Genomic DNA, 16,156 nt, shown 5'->3' on the forward strand with positions numbered 1-16,156 from the left:
GATAAAAACTCATTTAAATCACTTTGCTATTAAGTACAAATTGATTCTTAGAGCGAACCAGATTGCTTGGCAGGAGCTTAAAAATATGGCAGCTTAAAATTGACCGTGCGTAACATGAGATGTTAAGGAAATATTAAATGATCCATTTTTTTGGTTAACCACTGAATATTAAGCCATGCTTAGCGTGTTTTGAGCTTCATTAATATTTGCCTTAGCGATATACTCTAAGAGATCATAGGACATTGGCCTAAATAGGTCATATAATAAAACGTTAATCTGCTGACATTCTATTTCAATTCGTGAAACAGCAATCAAGCATTGATGGGAAAAGACTAGGGCCTGGGATGGTTTTAATTAGAATAATAATCTTATTATTAATAGCTAGTGAACTTCAGGCTTTTCCGTGGGTTCTAAATAATCCCTATCCTGATGCCCAGTCCAAGCAGAATATTTACTACTCCTCATTTACTGAACAACCCAAGACATTGGATCCGGCTCGGTCTTATTCTGCAAATGAATATCTATTTATTGGTCAAATTTATGAACCCTTATTAGAATATCATTATCAACTAAGACCCTATCAATTATCTCCTTTAACAGCAGCGGCAATGCCGCAGCTACGTTTTTTAAATGAGAAAGGTGAAACTATTGCACTGGGGGAGGGCGTAAGCCCTGCATTCAGTGTGTACACCATTTCCATTCAGAAAGGGATTTTTTATCAGCCTCATCCAGCTTTTGCGAAAAATAAAAAGGGCCAATTTTTATATCATCATTTAGACGATGATTACTTAGACGAGCATGATATTAGTAAACTAGCGGATTTTAAAAAAACAGGGACGCGTGAATTGCGAATAGATGATTACATTTATCAAATTAAGCGTCTAGCTAATCCTGCAGTAGGCTCACCCGTTTATGGTTTAATGAGTGATTATATAGTTGGTTTTGCTGACTATGGAAAAACCCTACCACGTATCCTAGGTGAGGGGAGTTTTCTTGACTTGCGTCAATACCCTTTAAAGGGTATTAAAAAAATTGACGATTATACTTTTGAAATTACCCTAAAAGGTCAATATTCCCAATTTTTATTTTGGTTGGCGATGCCTTTTTTTTCCCCTATACCTTGGGAGGCAGATCTTTTTTATTCTCAATACGATATGGATGATAAAAATTTAACCTTTAACTGGTATCCAGTAGGCACTGGGCCCTTTATGTTATCCGATAACAACCCTAATCGAGCCATGCTTTTAGAAAAAAACCCTAATTATCGTCCCGTATTTTTCCCGACCACGGATCCCAATACTAATCTGCCCATTTCGTCGCCATTTGTAGGCAAACGTTTGCCGCTTATTGATAAAGCGATTTATACGCTTGAAAAGGAGTCCATTCCACGCTGGAATAAATTTTTACAAGGTTATTATGATGCTTCCGGAATTAGTGCCGATAGTTTTGATCAGGCTCTTCATATAAATAGCTTTGGCGAGCCGGTCTTAAGCCAGGAAATGCGCGATAAAAAAATGCATCTGATTCAAACGCTTGAGCCTTCCATTTTTTACATGGGGTTTAATATGCTCGATCCTATTATTGGTGGAAACAGTGAGCGAGCAAGGAAATTACGCCAGGCTATCTCTATAGCGGTGAATTATGACGAAAGTATCGCCATTTTTTATAACGGACGCGGGCGGGCTGCACAAGGTCCCATTCCACCTGGGATATATGGCTATAAAGAGGGAGAGGCGGGAATAAATCCTTATGTATATAAATGGGTCAATAATGCTATCCAACGACGCCCTTTGGATGATGCCAAACAATTATTAACAGAGGCAGGCTATGATCGGGGGATCGATCCTAAAACCAACAAGCCCCTGATTTTAAATTATGATGTAACAACCTCAGGTTCGCCTGAGGATAAGGCGATTTTAGATTGGATGCGCAAGCAATTTGCGAATATAGGGATTGATTTAAATGTTCATCCCACTCTTTATAATCGTTTTCAAGAAAAAATGCGTACCGGAGATATCCAAATTTTTAGTTGGGGTTGGAATGCTGATTACCCCGATCCGGAAAATTTCTTCTTTCAATTATACAGTCGGAACTCTAAGGTAAAATATGGGGGCGAGAACGCAGCGAATTATAATAACCCTGAATTTGACCATTTATTTGAATTAATGAAAAATCGCAGTAATGACCAGCAACGGCAAACACTTATCGATCAAATGTTAGAAATTGTTCGACACGATGCGCCCTGGGTTTGGGGGATGCATCAAGAGCAGTTTACCTTGCTGCAAGATTGGGTAGCTAATTTTCAAGCCAACAGTATTTATTTAAGTACCTTAAAATATGTGGCTGTTGATGTCTCTGAGCGAAATAAATTAAGAACAGAATGGAATCAGCCTATTTTTTGGCCTTTAATTTTGCTTGCCGGGCTAATGCTGCTATTGATTCTGCCTTTAGTGTTTACCTATTACCAAAAAGAGCGATTAGCTGCGCCAAGGATGTCTATTAAATGATTAGTTATGCATTTCGACGTTTAATTTATGCCATTCCGATTTTATTCGGCATTAATCTGTTAACTTTTATTTTATTTTTTATGGTAAATACCCCTGATGATATTGCACGAATGCATTTAGGGCATAAACACGTCAATCAGCAAGAAGTTGATGATTGGAAAGCTGCACATGGTTATGATTTACCTTCCTTTGTGAATGAAAAGGCTCAGGGCCTGCATAAACTCACCGATACTTTGTTTTTTCAGAAATCTATGATGTTATTTACTTTTAACTTTGGGGTTTCTGATGCTGGTCGCGACATTAGCCATGATATCAGTTACCGGATGTGGCCAAGCCTAGCTATTGCCATCCCTATATTATTATTTGATATCTTAGCGAACATTGTTTTTGCTATGGCGATGGCCTTTTTTCGCAGTACTTATCTGGATTTAACAGGAGTGATTGTTTGTATTGTTTTAATGTCTATTTCAAGCCTATTTTACATTATTGGCGGACAATATATTTTTGGTAAAGTCTTACGTTTAGTACCCATTTCTGGTTATGACGACGGTTTACAAGCGTTAAAATTCATTATTCTACCGGTGCTTGTTGCCGTAATAGGAGAGTTAGGTTCTGGGGCGCGATGGTATCGTTCTTTATTTTTAGAAGAAATAAATAAAGATTATGTGAAAACAGCAAGGGCTAAAGGTTTGTCTGAACGGATTGTGCTTTTTAAGCATGTCTTAAAAAATGCCATGTTACCTATCTTAACAGGAATTGTGGTCCTTATTCCTTCCCTGTTTATGGGTAGTCTCGTTTTAGAATCATTTTTTGGCGTTCCAGGTTTAGGCAGTTACATTATCGATGCCATCCAGCAACAAGATTTTGCTATCGTAAGAGCGATGGTATTTTTAGGATCTATTTTATATATCGCAGGTTTAGTGTTGACCGACTTTTCCTACATGCTAGTAGATCCCCGAGTAAGACTATCTTAATAAAATAGAGAATTAAATGCACTTCGAGTTTTTATGGACTGATAAATGTTTTTTAATCTTACTGAGTTTGGCCCTCATCCTTACTTTATTAAGTTTGCGTAAACAACAAATTCGCCGTTCTTTTTCCATTATATTACATAGGCCCTTAGCTCTAAGTGCGGGCATTTTATTAGTCTTTTTTTTAATTATTGCGGTACTAGATTCAATTCATTTTGATACAGGGTCAAGTAATGCCAATAATATGACGGATTCGCTGTTGGATAAGTTAGTTGCCCCTATAGGATCTGTGTACGAGAAAACCTATTCTGCACCACTCGCATTGAAGATGTTTGTCAGTGAAACCCTGATGGTAAATGGAGTGATGAAACAGACTTATCCACGCCTTGCCTATGTGCCAGCAACGATTAAAACTCCGCAGGATAAGGAGAGGGTAATTAATGATAGTTTATTGATGGCCTTGGGTTATTGTGGTGCGGTTATTGTTTTGTTTTGGCTTATCAATATGAGTATTAATAAACTGAATAAAAAGAAATTGATTTATATAAGCCCATCAGGTTTTAGTGTGTTTATCACGCTAAGTCTACTGATTTTTTTAATCGTATTTTCCTATAGTTTGTCACGTAGTTTCCATATTTTAGGAACAGGGCAGATTGGTCAAGATATTTTTTATTTCAGCTTAAAAAGTATTCGAACAGGATTAATAATTGGTTTATTAACTACTTTATTCATGCTGCCGCTGGCAGTTTTTTTAGGAATCGCTGCTGGTTATTTTGGGGGTTGGGTGGATGATGTTATTCAATATATCTATACCACCTTAAGCTCAATTCCAGGCGTTTTATTAATAACTGCGTCAGTTCTATCCTTGCAAGCTTATATAACCTCCCATCCAGAACAATTTCAAACCTTAGCGAAAAGCGCGGATGCGCGTTTGTTGGCTCTGTGTTTTATTTTGGGCGTAACCAGTTGGACAAGCCTCTGTCGTTTATTGCGGGCAGAAACCTTAAAATTACGGGAAGTGGATTATGTTATGGCTGCTAAGGCTTTAGGTAGTAATTGGTTTACGATCATTCGGAAACATTTATTGCCTAATGTGATGCACATTGTAATTATTACTTTGGTGTTAGATTTTAGTTTTTTGGTAATGGCGGAGGCTGTACTTTCTTATGTTGGCGTAGGGGTGTCACCGATGACTATCAGTTGGGGTAATATGATTAATGGTGCCCGGCTAGAATTAGCTCGTGATCCGCTGGTATGGTGGCCAATGTTTGCTGCTTTCTTATTTATGTTTGTGTTAGTTTTAGCAATTAATTTATTTGCTGATGCGGTACGTGATGCCTTTGATCCTCATCAAAGCCATGTTTAATAAATAATAGATAAAGAAAAGCGGAGTATTGAGTTACAATACTCCTAATTAATAGTTATTGGTAATAGATTATGCAACAACGTTTTGTGCATTTACGTGTGCATACAGAATTTTCTTTGGTTGATGGCTTAGTCCGCATAAAACCGCTAATGAAATCAGTGTTGGCACGAGGAATGTCTGCGGTTGCGGTGACTGATCACTGTAATTTATTCGCGGCGGTAAAAGTTTTTAAAAATGCGGTTGACCTAGGTATAAAACCCATAATTGGTGCAGACTTGCCTTGTTATAACCCAGAAAATCCTGAGATGGTTTATCCCTTAGTATTTTTATGTCTAAACAGTGAAGGCTACAATAATTTAACTTGCCTGGTATCCAAAGCCTACCAAGAAGGACAATACCTCGGACAACCCCGAGTTCATCTCGATTGGATAGAGGCCTATTCCAAGGGCTTAATTCTTTTATCTGGTGGTCGGTTTGGTGATGTAGGACAAGCAATCCTTGCTAATGATCTCAATTTAGCGAAGCAAAGAGCACAACATTGGCAAACGCTATTTCCAAATAGGTATTATTTAGAAATTCAAAGGACTGGTCGCACTGATGAAGCCTTATACAATGAGCAATTAATTGCTTTAGCAGAAACTCTTCAATTACCTTTAGTAGCCACCAACGATGTGCGTTTTATTGATAAAGAAGATTTTGATGCGCATGAAGCAAGAGTCTGCATCCACCAAGGACTTACCTTAGCAGATCCTCGACGTGTGCAACAATATAGCGCCCAACAATATCTCCGCTCCGCTGAAGAAATGGAGCAGTTATTTATTGATTTACCCAGTGCTTTACAAAATACGGTTGAAATAGCAAAACGATGCTCTGTAAAATTGAATTTGGGTAATAATTATCTGCCTAATTTTCCCATTCCTGAAGGTTCAACGGTTGAAAACTATTTATCACATTTATCCGAAGTAGGCTTAGAGGAGCGTCTGCAGCATATCTTCCGCGCCAAGTCGCAAGACGAGCTAAATGCAAACCGCGCACCCTATGATGAGCGTCTAGAAGTTGAGTTGAAAGTAATTAACTCGATGGGCTTTGCTGGTTATTTCCTAATCGTTGCGGACTTCATTCAGTGGGCAAAAAATAATGGGGTGCCGGTTGGCCCCGGTCGTGGTTCGGGAGCTGGCTCTTTAGTGGCTTATGCTTTAAAAATTACGGATTTAGATCCACTGGAATATGAATTACTTTTTGAGCGCTTTTTAAATCCCGAGCGGGTTTCTATGCCGGATTTTGATATCGACTTTTGTATGGAAGGTCGTGACCGGGTGATTGATTATGTAGCAGAAAAATATGGCCGGCAAAGTGTATCGCAAATTATTACCTTTGGTACCATGGCCGCAAAGGCTGTAATCCGTGACGTTGGTCGGGTGTTTGGTCACCCTTATGGTTTTGTTGATAAATTAGCTAAGCTCATTCCCTTTGAAATAGGCATTACTTTAAGTAAAGCCTTAGAACAAGAACCTGAACTTCAACGGCGTTATGATGAAGAAGAGGACGTTAAAGAACTTATTGATCTAGCTTTAAAGTTAGAGGGTATTACTCGCAACGCAGGCAAACATGCGGGAGGGGTGGTCATTGCTCCTTCGCAACTTACCGATTTTACTGCTATCTATTGTGAAGAGGGCTCCACGCAAATTGTCAGCCAATTTGATAAAGACGATGTGGAAGCCGCCGGTTTAGTTAAATTTGACTTTTTAGGGCTTCGGACATTAACCATCATTGATTGGGCTTTGATGACTGTCAATAAACAATGTCAGCAAAAAGGGCTGCCGTTAATCGATATTAGTCAAATACCTACAGATGATGAACTGTCCTTTGATTTATTAAAAGCGTGTAAGACAACAGCGGTATTCCAGTTGGAATCTCGGGGAATGAAGGAGTTAATTAATCGACTTCAACCTGATTGTTTTGAGGACATCATCGCGTTAGTGGCTCTTTTTAGACCTGGCCCTCTACAATCCGGGATGGTAGATGATTTTATTGATAGAAAACATGGTCGAGCCGCCGTTGATTACCCCCATCCCGATCTTGAACCCATTTTAAAGCCTACCTATGGGGTCATTTTATACCAAGAGCAGGTAATGCAAATTGCCCAGGTCTTAGCCAATTATACCTTAGGTGGAGCGGACTTATTACGTCGGGCTATGGGTAAGAAAAAGCCTGAGGAGATGGCAAAACAAAGAGAGATTTTTACAGAAGGAGCCACTGCAAGAGGGGTTGATAAGGATGTTGCAACTCATATTTTCGATTTGATGGAAAAATTTGCAGGCTATGGATTTAACAAGTCACACTCGGCAGCCTATGCGCTCGTTGCCTATCAAACAGCTTGGCTAAAAGCTCATTATCCAGCGGCCTTTATGGCTGCAGTAATGTCTTCTGATATGGATAATACGGATAAAGTAGTAACCTTTATTGATGAATGTGCCCACATGAAATTAAAGGTACTACCACCGTCAATTAATCAATCCGTTTATCATTTTACTGTGAGTGAAGATAATACAATTATTTATGGATTAGGGGCTATTAAAGGGGTGGGGGAATCTGCCATTGACTGTATCACGGAAGAGCGTAGCAAAAATGGCCCCTATAAAGACTTATTCGCATTTTGCCAACGCTTAGATTTACGCAAAGTAAATCGACGGGTATTGGAGGCCTTAATAAAAAGTGGCGCCTTTGATGATTGGAAAATAGAACGAGCCGTATTAACGGCCTCAATCGAAAAGGCCTTAAAGGTTGCAGAAAAAGAGCATCAAAATCAATCCAGTGGTCAGTTTGATTTGTTTACTCTTTTAGATGACTCTGCACAAGAGCAATCCTATATTCCTGCCAAACCCTGGGCTGAGGCACAACGCTTGGATGGCGAACGGGAAGTATTAGGTTTTTATTTAACGGGCCATCCCGCTGATCAATATCGCCGTGAATTTACTGATTATATTATCCCCATTAGTCAGTTAAATCCCTCTATACATAAAAAAGGAGCTATTTGCGGACAGGTAGTTGGGGTGCGTAAAGTATTAACCAAGCGCGGCAAACAATTAATAATCATTGGAATAGAGGATGCAACCTCGCGCCTTGATGTCGTAGTCTTTAGCGAAGTTTTTGACACTTTCAACTCCCCCTTGACCAGCGGGGATATGCTCGTTATCGAGGGAGAAATAGCGCATGATGATTACAGTGGCGGGGTTAAAATGTCCGCAAGTCAATTGTTGACTATTCCTGCTGCCAGGATGAAATTTGCTCGCTGTTTAGAACTTCGCTTGGATCAACAAAGCGAGACGCTTGTGCCCTCACTCCAATCGATTTTAAAAGCTCACACTGGTAAATGTGGGGTGCAAATTATTTATAATAATGAATTTGCGAAAGCAAGTCTGAATGTTGCGCCTAACTGGTTTGTTATGCCAAGCGATGAACTACTCGAACTTCTGGCTAATTTGCTCGGTGATGAAAAAGTGGCCATGCAATATTAATATTATGAAGGTCGAGTTTACTCGACCTGCTAATCGGCACTTAGAATAATCATTAGCTGCACAACGCCTGGTGTGGGTGTTTTATTGATATCAAACTGTTTAATATTGATCTTATATTTGTTGTTTAACTGCGCTAACCATTCAATAAACAAATTAAAGGGAACTTGATCAAAATTGATTTGCGTTTCACCCGAGCTTGTTTGCTGTAATTGAAAGGGGAATTTGATGGTGGCGTGATTTTTTAATTGCGTCGAGAGTAAAGTTAGTAATTGACCGTTGTCGATTGTTTTTTTTACGGACGTAGTCGTTTTTTGGTTTTTTACTTTATTCATCCACTGCAGCGTCTCTGTTTTTTCAATGAATTGCTGTTGCCGTTCTTCAACTCGGGAGGCAATTGGTGCATATAAAAAGAAGTAATATACATAGACCAGGACGCAAAGGGTTGCACTGAGCACCATCCATTTTTCACGTTCATTTAAATTACTTATATAAGATTTCATGATAACTCCAAGGTGGCCATAACTTGTTGTTCATGGGTTGATGCTTGGGTTTGGTTAACTTTTAATTGCTGCTTTAAAGCGTTCTCAAATTTTTGTAAGGTCGCAAAGTCTGGGCTAACCACGGTAACTAATAAAGTTTTACTTTGATAGCGCATCTGCTCTATAGTGATCGTGCTGTTTTTCATGGTTTTAGCAAATTCATTGATTAAAAACCAAAAACGGGTTTGACCCTCGTCTTGATTTGCTTTTAATAATTGGCTAATACGAAATTTGGGGCTGATAACTTGTTTGGCTTCGGGAAAAAACTGATGGTAAATACCTTCAATTTGTTGATCAATGTGTGCCGTTTTTTTATTAAGGGAATAAAGGGTTATCCCATTAACAATTAATAGGCTAATTAACCAAACTACAGCTGAGAGAGCCGCTAAGGTATATCCCTTTTTAATCCAATCGGAGGCCGTGCCATGTTGCATGCTTCCTTGACATAAATTTAAAGGATTCTTATGCACTAATTTTCGAGCAATCCACATATAGGAGGATTCTGCATTGTCCACCGTCTCCTTATTGATCTCTAATTGACTATCTGAAAAAAGCAGCGGTGGTGTTAAGGTGTGAAGTTTTGCATAAGTTAAAGCTAAAGAGCCTGATAATGCTCCTTTAAAATCGGTTTGATTAATTAGCAGATGTGGACCGCATACACAAAGCTCTTCTTCATCTAAGGCGAACCAATCAACAGTTATCATTTCAAAATCTATATTATTATCATCCATTAGCTGCATTAAATAATGCATTCTATGTTTAGCTATCACTGTAATTAAATAATGATTATTATGATAATGTTGTTTATCAAAGGCGAAATGAAGCTCTTCTACGGGTTGCGCTAATTTATCTTCTAGTGCATAGGGAATGGCCGATCTGGCTTTGCGATCAGCGAGCCAAGGTAATTCTAAAGTGATTAGTGTAACTTGGGAGGAGGACTCAACCAATATTGTAGTTGAGTTCTCTTGGAGCTTTTTAATGTCCTTAAACTCAAGTTGAGCCGGGGGGCTGAGAACAGCGCCCTCTGCATTCAGTTTTAAGCACAAACAACCCGCTTCATTTAGATATTCAGTAAAAAGAAAACATGTGTCCATGAGTCAAGCTCTATTTTAATTAACGATCTACCTGACCGAGAGAAGGTAATATGGCGCCTGTATTAACTATTAAGTAAGCACCTTAAGCTGTTCAAGCTCACGACGCCCGCGGTTTGACCACGGTGCGAAGGTTTAGGTGCTAACAGGGACAATTAGCTACAACCCGACTACTAGATATTATACATAAGCTCTGTGTTTTTTAATATTCATTTGCGTCCATTGTTGCTTTAATTGTTGGGATAATAAATAAACCACTAATGCATATTGAGGACTGGAATTATAACGGGTGATCACAAAAAAGTTAGGATAAGCTAACCAATACTCATTACCTTTGGCGGTGGTGAGCTCAATAAGTCCAGCCCGTTTTGGATGATTAAGTGATGCTGTAACTGGTTTGACCCCTGAAGCAATAAGTTGAGCATAATTGTAGTTGGCGCGGCGGGGATTTACGTATAAACGGTTAGATTTTTGTTTTGCGATAATTCGTGCACTTTGGGCTATGCCCTCATTAGTTCTCCAGCCGTGGCGATGAAAGTAATTAGCAATACTAGCAATAGAATCATCATTATCCCTAACTAAATCTCTATGCCCTTTGTTTTTATAATCCACCGCAAAAATGCGGTAATTACTAGGCATAAATTGCGGTTTACCCATAGCGCCCGCATAGGAGCCTTTATAATAAGTGGCAGGGACCTTATGTTCGCGACAAAGCAACAGATATTCTTTTAATTCACTTTTAAAGAAGGGTGCCCGCTTAGAATAGTCAAATGCAAGAGTAGCTAAAGCATCTAAAACGCGGTTGTCGCCTTGCTTTTCTCCATAGAGAGTTTCGACCCCTAAAATAGCCACAATGATCTCTGGCGGAACACCGTATCTTTTTTGCACTTTTTCTAGAGTTTTTTGATTAGCAGCCCAAAAATCCAAACCACCTTTTACCCGTTGAGGGGTCATAAAGATGTCCCTATAAACATCCCAGTTTTTCTTTTCATAGGGCTTTTCCATTGACTCGATAATTTGCGGTTGTATTTGGACCTGATTCATCGTCTCTGTTAGTTGTTTCTCATTAAAATGGTATTGTTTAACCATGGTTTTTATAAACGCTTGTACGTCTTGACGCTTAGTAAATGCAGTATCAGAATAGCTTGATAAAGAAAAAGTGAATAATAGTGTAAAACCGAGCCAGATTATTCGTCTCATGACGGATCCCAAAGTTAAAACAAAGAACTGATTTTATTGAAAACCTACCTACTTAGCAAATTTTATTTGTAAAATTAGCCAATTTGTCTGTAATATAAACAAAGCATTTTATATTACTTTCTGCGTGAAGACATTTACGATAGAATCCATTTATTTACTTAAAGGCTAATTACGGTGAGTGATTTAAAACGCATTCGGAATTTCTCTATTATTGCCCATATCGATCATGGTAAATCTACTTTAGCTGATCGTTTTATTCAAATTTGTGGCGGCTTAAGCGATCGCGAAATGAGCGCCCAAGTTCTAGATTCTATGGATATTGAGCGTGAGCGCGGTATTACAATTAAAGCCCAATGTGTCTCTCTTAACTACACTGCTCAAGATGGCAAAACTTATCTGCTTAACTTCATTGATACGCCTGGACATGTTGACTTCAGCTATGAAGTATCCCGCTCATTAGCTGCCTGTGAGGGTGCTATTCTGGTGGTAGACGCAGCCCAAGGCGTTGAGGCTCAAACAGTGGCTGTATGTTATACGGCTATAGATCAATCACTTAACGTACTGCCCGTTTTAAATAAAATTGACTTACCGCAAGCCGAACCTGAGCGAGTTATTGCTGAAATTGAGGATATCATTGGCGTTGATGCCCATGATGCTATTCGGGTAAGTGCTAAGAGCGGCATGGGTGTCACTGATGTTCTTGAAGCACTGGTTGCGCATATTCCACCACCAGAGGGCGATATTCATAAGCCGCTACAAGCGCTTATTATTGATTCTTGGTTTGACAGTTATTTAGGCGTAGTCTCTTTAGTACGAATAGTGAATGGCTCTATTCGTAAAGGCGATAAGATGCGAGTGATGTCTACCGGCCGCGTCTATGAAGTCGACCAAGTAGGTGTATTTACTCCTAAACGTACTAAATTAGATGCTCTACACGCCGGTGAGGTGGGATATGTGGTTGCAGGTATTAAAGAAATTCAAGGGGCGCCGGTAGGGGATACTTTAACCTTAGATAAACATCCTGCTGATCAGGTTTTACCTGGATTCCAAAAAGTAAAGCCCCAAGTTTACGCAGGACTATTTCCTATTAGTGCTGATGATTTTGAAGCGTTTAGAGAAGCATTGGCCAAATTAAGTTTAAATGATGCCTCTTTATTTTATGAGCCAGAGTCTTCAGAGGCTTTAGGTTTCGGGTTTCGTTGTGGTTTCTTAGGCATGCTGCACATGGAAATCGTCCAAGAACGTTTGGAACGCGAATATAACCTCGACCTCATTTCCACTGCACCTACTGTGGTTTATCAAATTGTAACGACCAAAGGCGAGACTTTATTAATCGATAATCCATCGCATTTACCCCCATCTCCTCAAATTAAAGAGATGTACGAGCCTATAGTTCGCGCCAATATCCTTGTTCCCCAGGATTATTTAGGCCAAATTATTACCTTATGCGTTGAGCGTCGAGGAGTGCAGGTTAACATGACTTACAGTGGCCGCCAGGTTTCTGTAACCTATGATATCCCCATGAGTGAGGTCGTCTCCGACTTTTTCGATCGCTTAAAATCGGTCAGTCGGGGATATGCTTCTTTAGATTATAATTTTTTACGCTTTGATCAAGCAGATTTGGTCAAGATGGATATTTTAATTAACAGTGAAAAAGTTGACGCTTTAGCCGTGATTGTGCACCGTTCTGCGTCACATAGTCGTGGTAAAGTGGTCGCGGAAAAAATGAAAGATCTCATTCCTCGCCAAATGTTTGACGTTGCTATTCAAGCCGCCATTGGTAGTCATATTATTGCCCGACAAACAGTAAAGGCTTTACGTAAAAACGTGACCGCGAAATGTTATGGTGGTGACGTCAGCCGTAAACGCAAACTGCTTGAAAAGCAAAAAGCCGGTAAGAAACGGATGAAGCAAGTAGGCCATGTAGAAATTCCTCAAGAAGCATTCATGGCGGTTTTTCAGTCGGATAAAAAATAAGTATCTTAGCGTATCGCTTAATAATTATTGTCTATTTAATTTAACTACCTCGAGATGTTTAGAGGTAGTTAAATTAGCTTAGATTAGTTTAAAAAGTCGACTGGTTGAGCGAAACTTATAAAATTCTTCGTCAACTGTTGGTCTTTTTGTTGATTAGGGTTAGCACTTTGACACCACTGATTTGATTTAGGGTGTTTTGTGCCATTAGATGTTAATACCTCACAGGACTCCTTGTTTAATATTTCAGCCTTATTAGTAGGGCACTGAGAAGGATCCATATTGCTTGGGCATGCAGCAAATTTCGAATTCACTTCAAAACTGTATTGATTGTCATTTAAGTCAGTAAATCGTACCTTAATGGGATAAGATGCGACCGTACCAACCCTAAACCCCGCAATTTGACTATTCGCAGGCATAATGACATCTTGTTTGTTTTTAAGGCAATTGGGGTCATTGGGATCTTGATTAAATACGCATACGCCATATTTTTTAATCAAGGGTTTATTTTGTTCATTGATTTGTGATTGCGGAACACCTATGGCAACGCTAAAGCCATCGGCATAATTAAACGCTTGTGGATTTTCAAGACCTCTAGTACCACCCACAGTGAAAACTAATCCATCACCCAATTCGCTCATAAAGCCAACAGCGTCGTCAACTGAAAATCCATAAGCATCGAGGGAAAGATAATTTTTATCATGGATCAATTGAACATAGGGATTAAATAAAAGCTCAGGCTTGACTTCAGTTTTATAATTATACTGGAGCTCATTAGTATACATCGCCTGTACTTTAGCGTGGTCCCAGCCAGGGATCTTAGTTTCAGCTAATGGATTTGCAGAAGCACCGCATCCTTCATTAAATGGTACCCAACCGTAGACATGATTAATTACTTGCCAATAGCTAAATGGTACAGGTTGGCTATTAGGATTTAGATTACATCTTCCTTCTTTATACAGTTGTAAATACTGTTGATGGTTTTGCTTAAAGAAAGCTTGAATAACTCCTAATTTTTGTTTTAGATCAGCGGGACAGGCAACCGGTTTGCTCACGTATTTACTAACATCTTCGTCCCATTTCACACAAGAGCCCCAAAGATTTTGCATTCTTTGTACTGCTTCACCGTAATGAAGTGATTTTTTTTGTTCTTCATTACAATTGCCTTGAATACAAGACAATACTGTTAACACAGGAGGATAGCCGTCTTTTGGTTTAACGGGCACTTGATCGTTAGGTGGTAATGTGCCTGAGCGTTGCGCAAATATATTATAACCTCCAGGCAGTTTAAGCTCGCTCAAATTGTAAACAGGCCAACCTTGGCCTAAGGGGGTGGTTAAAAAGGCGAGTAGGTGTTCTCTAAATGTGCTTAAAGGCATGGTTGAACCACTATATCCTATATAGGGATTGTTTTTAGGTTCAATAGCGACAGGCATATAGACATGGTCGACATAAGAAATGTTATAGCCAACATTGTCTGGCTTTAAAAGCCGCGTAGACTGGCCTACAGGAATAATTGAATCGCCAAAGGTGTATTCTGATAATTGAGCATAGATATTTTCGGGAAATTGCACATCACTAGAATAGGTCGTCAATGTACAGCTCGTATTCTGTCCTTCACAGCTAAGATCCGAAGGAGTGGGCAAGCTTACGTCTTGTTCGTTACGTAATCGATCATCTCTATCAGCTAGTACAACCCGGCCACCATTCCACCATGTTATATACCGCAGGTCGGACAATTTACTATATAAAGGGAGCGTAATACTTACAGAACTTCCAGGAGCAATTCCCACTCCTTCATTAACGTAGAGCTTATAAACATCATTGGTGGGGTAAGTGGCTGTTGTGCGAAAACATCCTTGCAGCCATTCATTAACGGCATTTTTACTCGTTGAAATTACTGGATAGATAGTGGTATCTGAATTATTAAAGATAGTTAATGATTTCGGTTTAACTATCATAGGCTCGTTATTATAGCCTTTGCATTCGATATCAGCAGCTAAAGCAGTTGCTGAGGTACAAAATAATAATGCTGTTCCGATAAACCTCGCCAAAGTTTGGGTTCTTAGTGCAGGTTGAATGACCAGCGAACCTTCGGGGGATATTGAATGGAAATTGATTTTTGCACTCATATTATAGCTCCTTTGACTCAATCTTAAGAAGATTCCAATGAGTAGACAGGATAACACAGAGGCTAATTGTGCTGAATCAAAGCTCATCATACTCAATGAATCTTTAACTTAGCGACGAACCCGTTTAAGTGATTAAAGCTAGGAACTTTCCAGTCCTCCATTCATACTATGGAGAAGATAAGTCGCGATAGCCAAATTTAGAACTTGGACTAAGATTATATTATACCATCTGATTTAAGGATAGTCTGATAAGATAATGTAAAGATTTAAAAATTAACAAGCTTTTAGATGCGAGTACTAAAAGCATCTTAAAAACTATATGACTTAATGAAACCCGCTGCCTTATCTATACTATCCTTTTGTGAATATTATCAGCCCTTAAAGGTTATCACCTAAGGTAATGTTGCCTCATTGGCTTTATATATAAAATAATTAGAAGTACTTAATGATTTAGGGAAGACTATGTCACAACCTATACAAATTTCTGAAAAAATAAAAGCTTGGATCCAATATGTTGATTTTGCTGAAAATGCTAAAGAACAAGTAGCCAACATTGCCTCTTTGCCTTTTATTTTTAAACATGTTGCTGTAATGCCCGATGTCCATTTAGGCAAGGGAGCCACAGTTGGCTCAGTTATTCCCACCAGAAATGCTATTATCCCCGCTGCTGTGGGTGTAGATATAGGGTGTGGAATGATGGCGTTAAGAACAAATTTATTTGCTCATGACCTCCCTGATAATTTACTCATGTTACGCACATAAACTTGTAGTTTGACTAAAAAGCATTAGAATTCCGCCCTTAATTTTAGGGAGGGAATTAAATGGATATGCTTGATCTTTATAGTGATTATTTGATTT

Annotated in this window: 10 protein-coding genes; 6 read left to right on the top strand and 4 right to left on the bottom strand. The window is 39.1% G+C overall.

What is annotated here, in order from left to right; genetic code table 11:
• Positions 1-344: 344 nt before the first annotated feature.
• From ELY15_RS08220 to dnaE, 4 genes are all read left to right on the top strand, one after another.
• Positions 345-2,507 (top strand): ABC transporter substrate-binding protein, encoded by a 2,163-nt coding sequence (locus tag ELY15_RS08220; RefSeq protein WP_127099194.1) that lies wholly within the window; start codon positions 345-347, stop codon positions 2,505-2,507.
• Entirely contained in the window at positions 2,504-3,481 is a 978-nt protein-coding gene (locus ELY15_RS08225) for an ABC transporter permease (protein ID WP_127099186.1), read from the top strand. Before ELY15_RS08220 ends, ELY15_RS08225 begins: the two co-directional genes overlap by 4 nt.
• Before the next feature lie 16 nt (positions 3,482-3,497).
• Entirely contained in the window at positions 3,498-4,844 is a 1,347-nt protein-coding gene (locus ELY15_RS08230; protein ID WP_127099187.1) for an ABC transporter permease, read from the top strand.
• Positions 4,845-4,915: 71 nt separating this feature from the next.
• Positions 4,916-8,362 carry a DNA polymerase III subunit alpha gene (dnaE, locus tag ELY15_RS08235; protein WP_127099188.1) on the top strand — a complete coding sequence of 1,149 codons (3,447 nt, stop codon included), beginning with the start codon at positions 4,916-4,918 and terminating at the stop codon, positions 8,360-8,362.
• A 29-nt stretch (positions 8,363-8,391) separates the two neighbouring features.
• Here dnaE and gspM read toward each other — a convergent pair whose 3' ends face one another.
• From gspM to mltB, 3 genes are all read right to left on the bottom strand, one after another.
• The gene (gspM, locus tag ELY15_RS08240) at positions 8,392-8,862 is read right to left on the bottom strand and encodes a type II secretion system protein GspM (protein ID WP_127099189.1); all 471 of its coding nucleotides are present in this window, start codon (positions 8,860-8,862) and stop codon (positions 8,392-8,394) included.
• Positions 8,859-9,995: a type II secretion system protein GspL gene (gene gspL / locus ELY15_RS08245; protein WP_127099190.1), complete on the bottom strand. Its 1,137-nt coding sequence runs from the start codon at positions 9,993-9,995 to the stop codon at positions 8,859-8,861. Before gspL ends, gspM begins: the two co-directional genes overlap by 4 nt.
• A gap of 177 nt (positions 9,996-10,172) precedes the next feature.
• The gene (gene mltB / locus ELY15_RS08250) at positions 10,173-11,192 is read right to left on the bottom strand and encodes a lytic murein transglycosylase B (protein ID WP_127099191.1); all 1,020 of its coding nucleotides are present in this window, start codon (positions 11,190-11,192) and stop codon (positions 10,173-10,175) included.
• A 174-nt stretch (positions 11,193-11,366) separates the two neighbouring features.
• Between mltB and lepA the strand changes: the two genes are divergently transcribed.
• Positions 11,367-13,169 (top strand): translation elongation factor 4, encoded by a 1,803-nt coding sequence (lepA, locus tag ELY15_RS08255; protein ID WP_127099192.1) that lies wholly within the window; start codon positions 11,367-11,369, stop codon positions 13,167-13,169.
• 83 nt (positions 13,170-13,252) lie between these two features.
• On the opposite strand, the gene ELY15_RS08260 is transcribed toward lepA, so the two are convergent.
• On the bottom strand, positions 13,253-15,298 hold the full coding sequence (locus ELY15_RS08260; RefSeq protein WP_233586575.1) for a hypothetical protein: 2,046 nt from the start codon (positions 15,296-15,298) through the stop codon (positions 13,253-13,255).
• A gap of 462 nt (positions 15,299-15,760) precedes the next feature.
• Here ELY15_RS08260 and ELY15_RS08265 point away from each other — a divergent pair, with 462 nt between their 5' ends.
• Positions 15,761-16,060 carry an RtcB family protein gene (locus ELY15_RS08265; RefSeq protein WP_127099193.1) on the top strand — a complete coding sequence of 100 codons (300 nt, stop codon included), beginning with the start codon at positions 15,761-15,763 and terminating at the stop codon, positions 16,058-16,060.
• The last annotated feature ends 96 nt before the right edge of the window (positions 16,061-16,156 follow it).

Origin of the sequence: Legionella sp. km772 (assembly GCF_003989735.1) — a bacterium.
Lineage (GTDB): Bacteria > Pseudomonadota > Gammaproteobacteria > Legionellales > Legionellaceae > Legionella.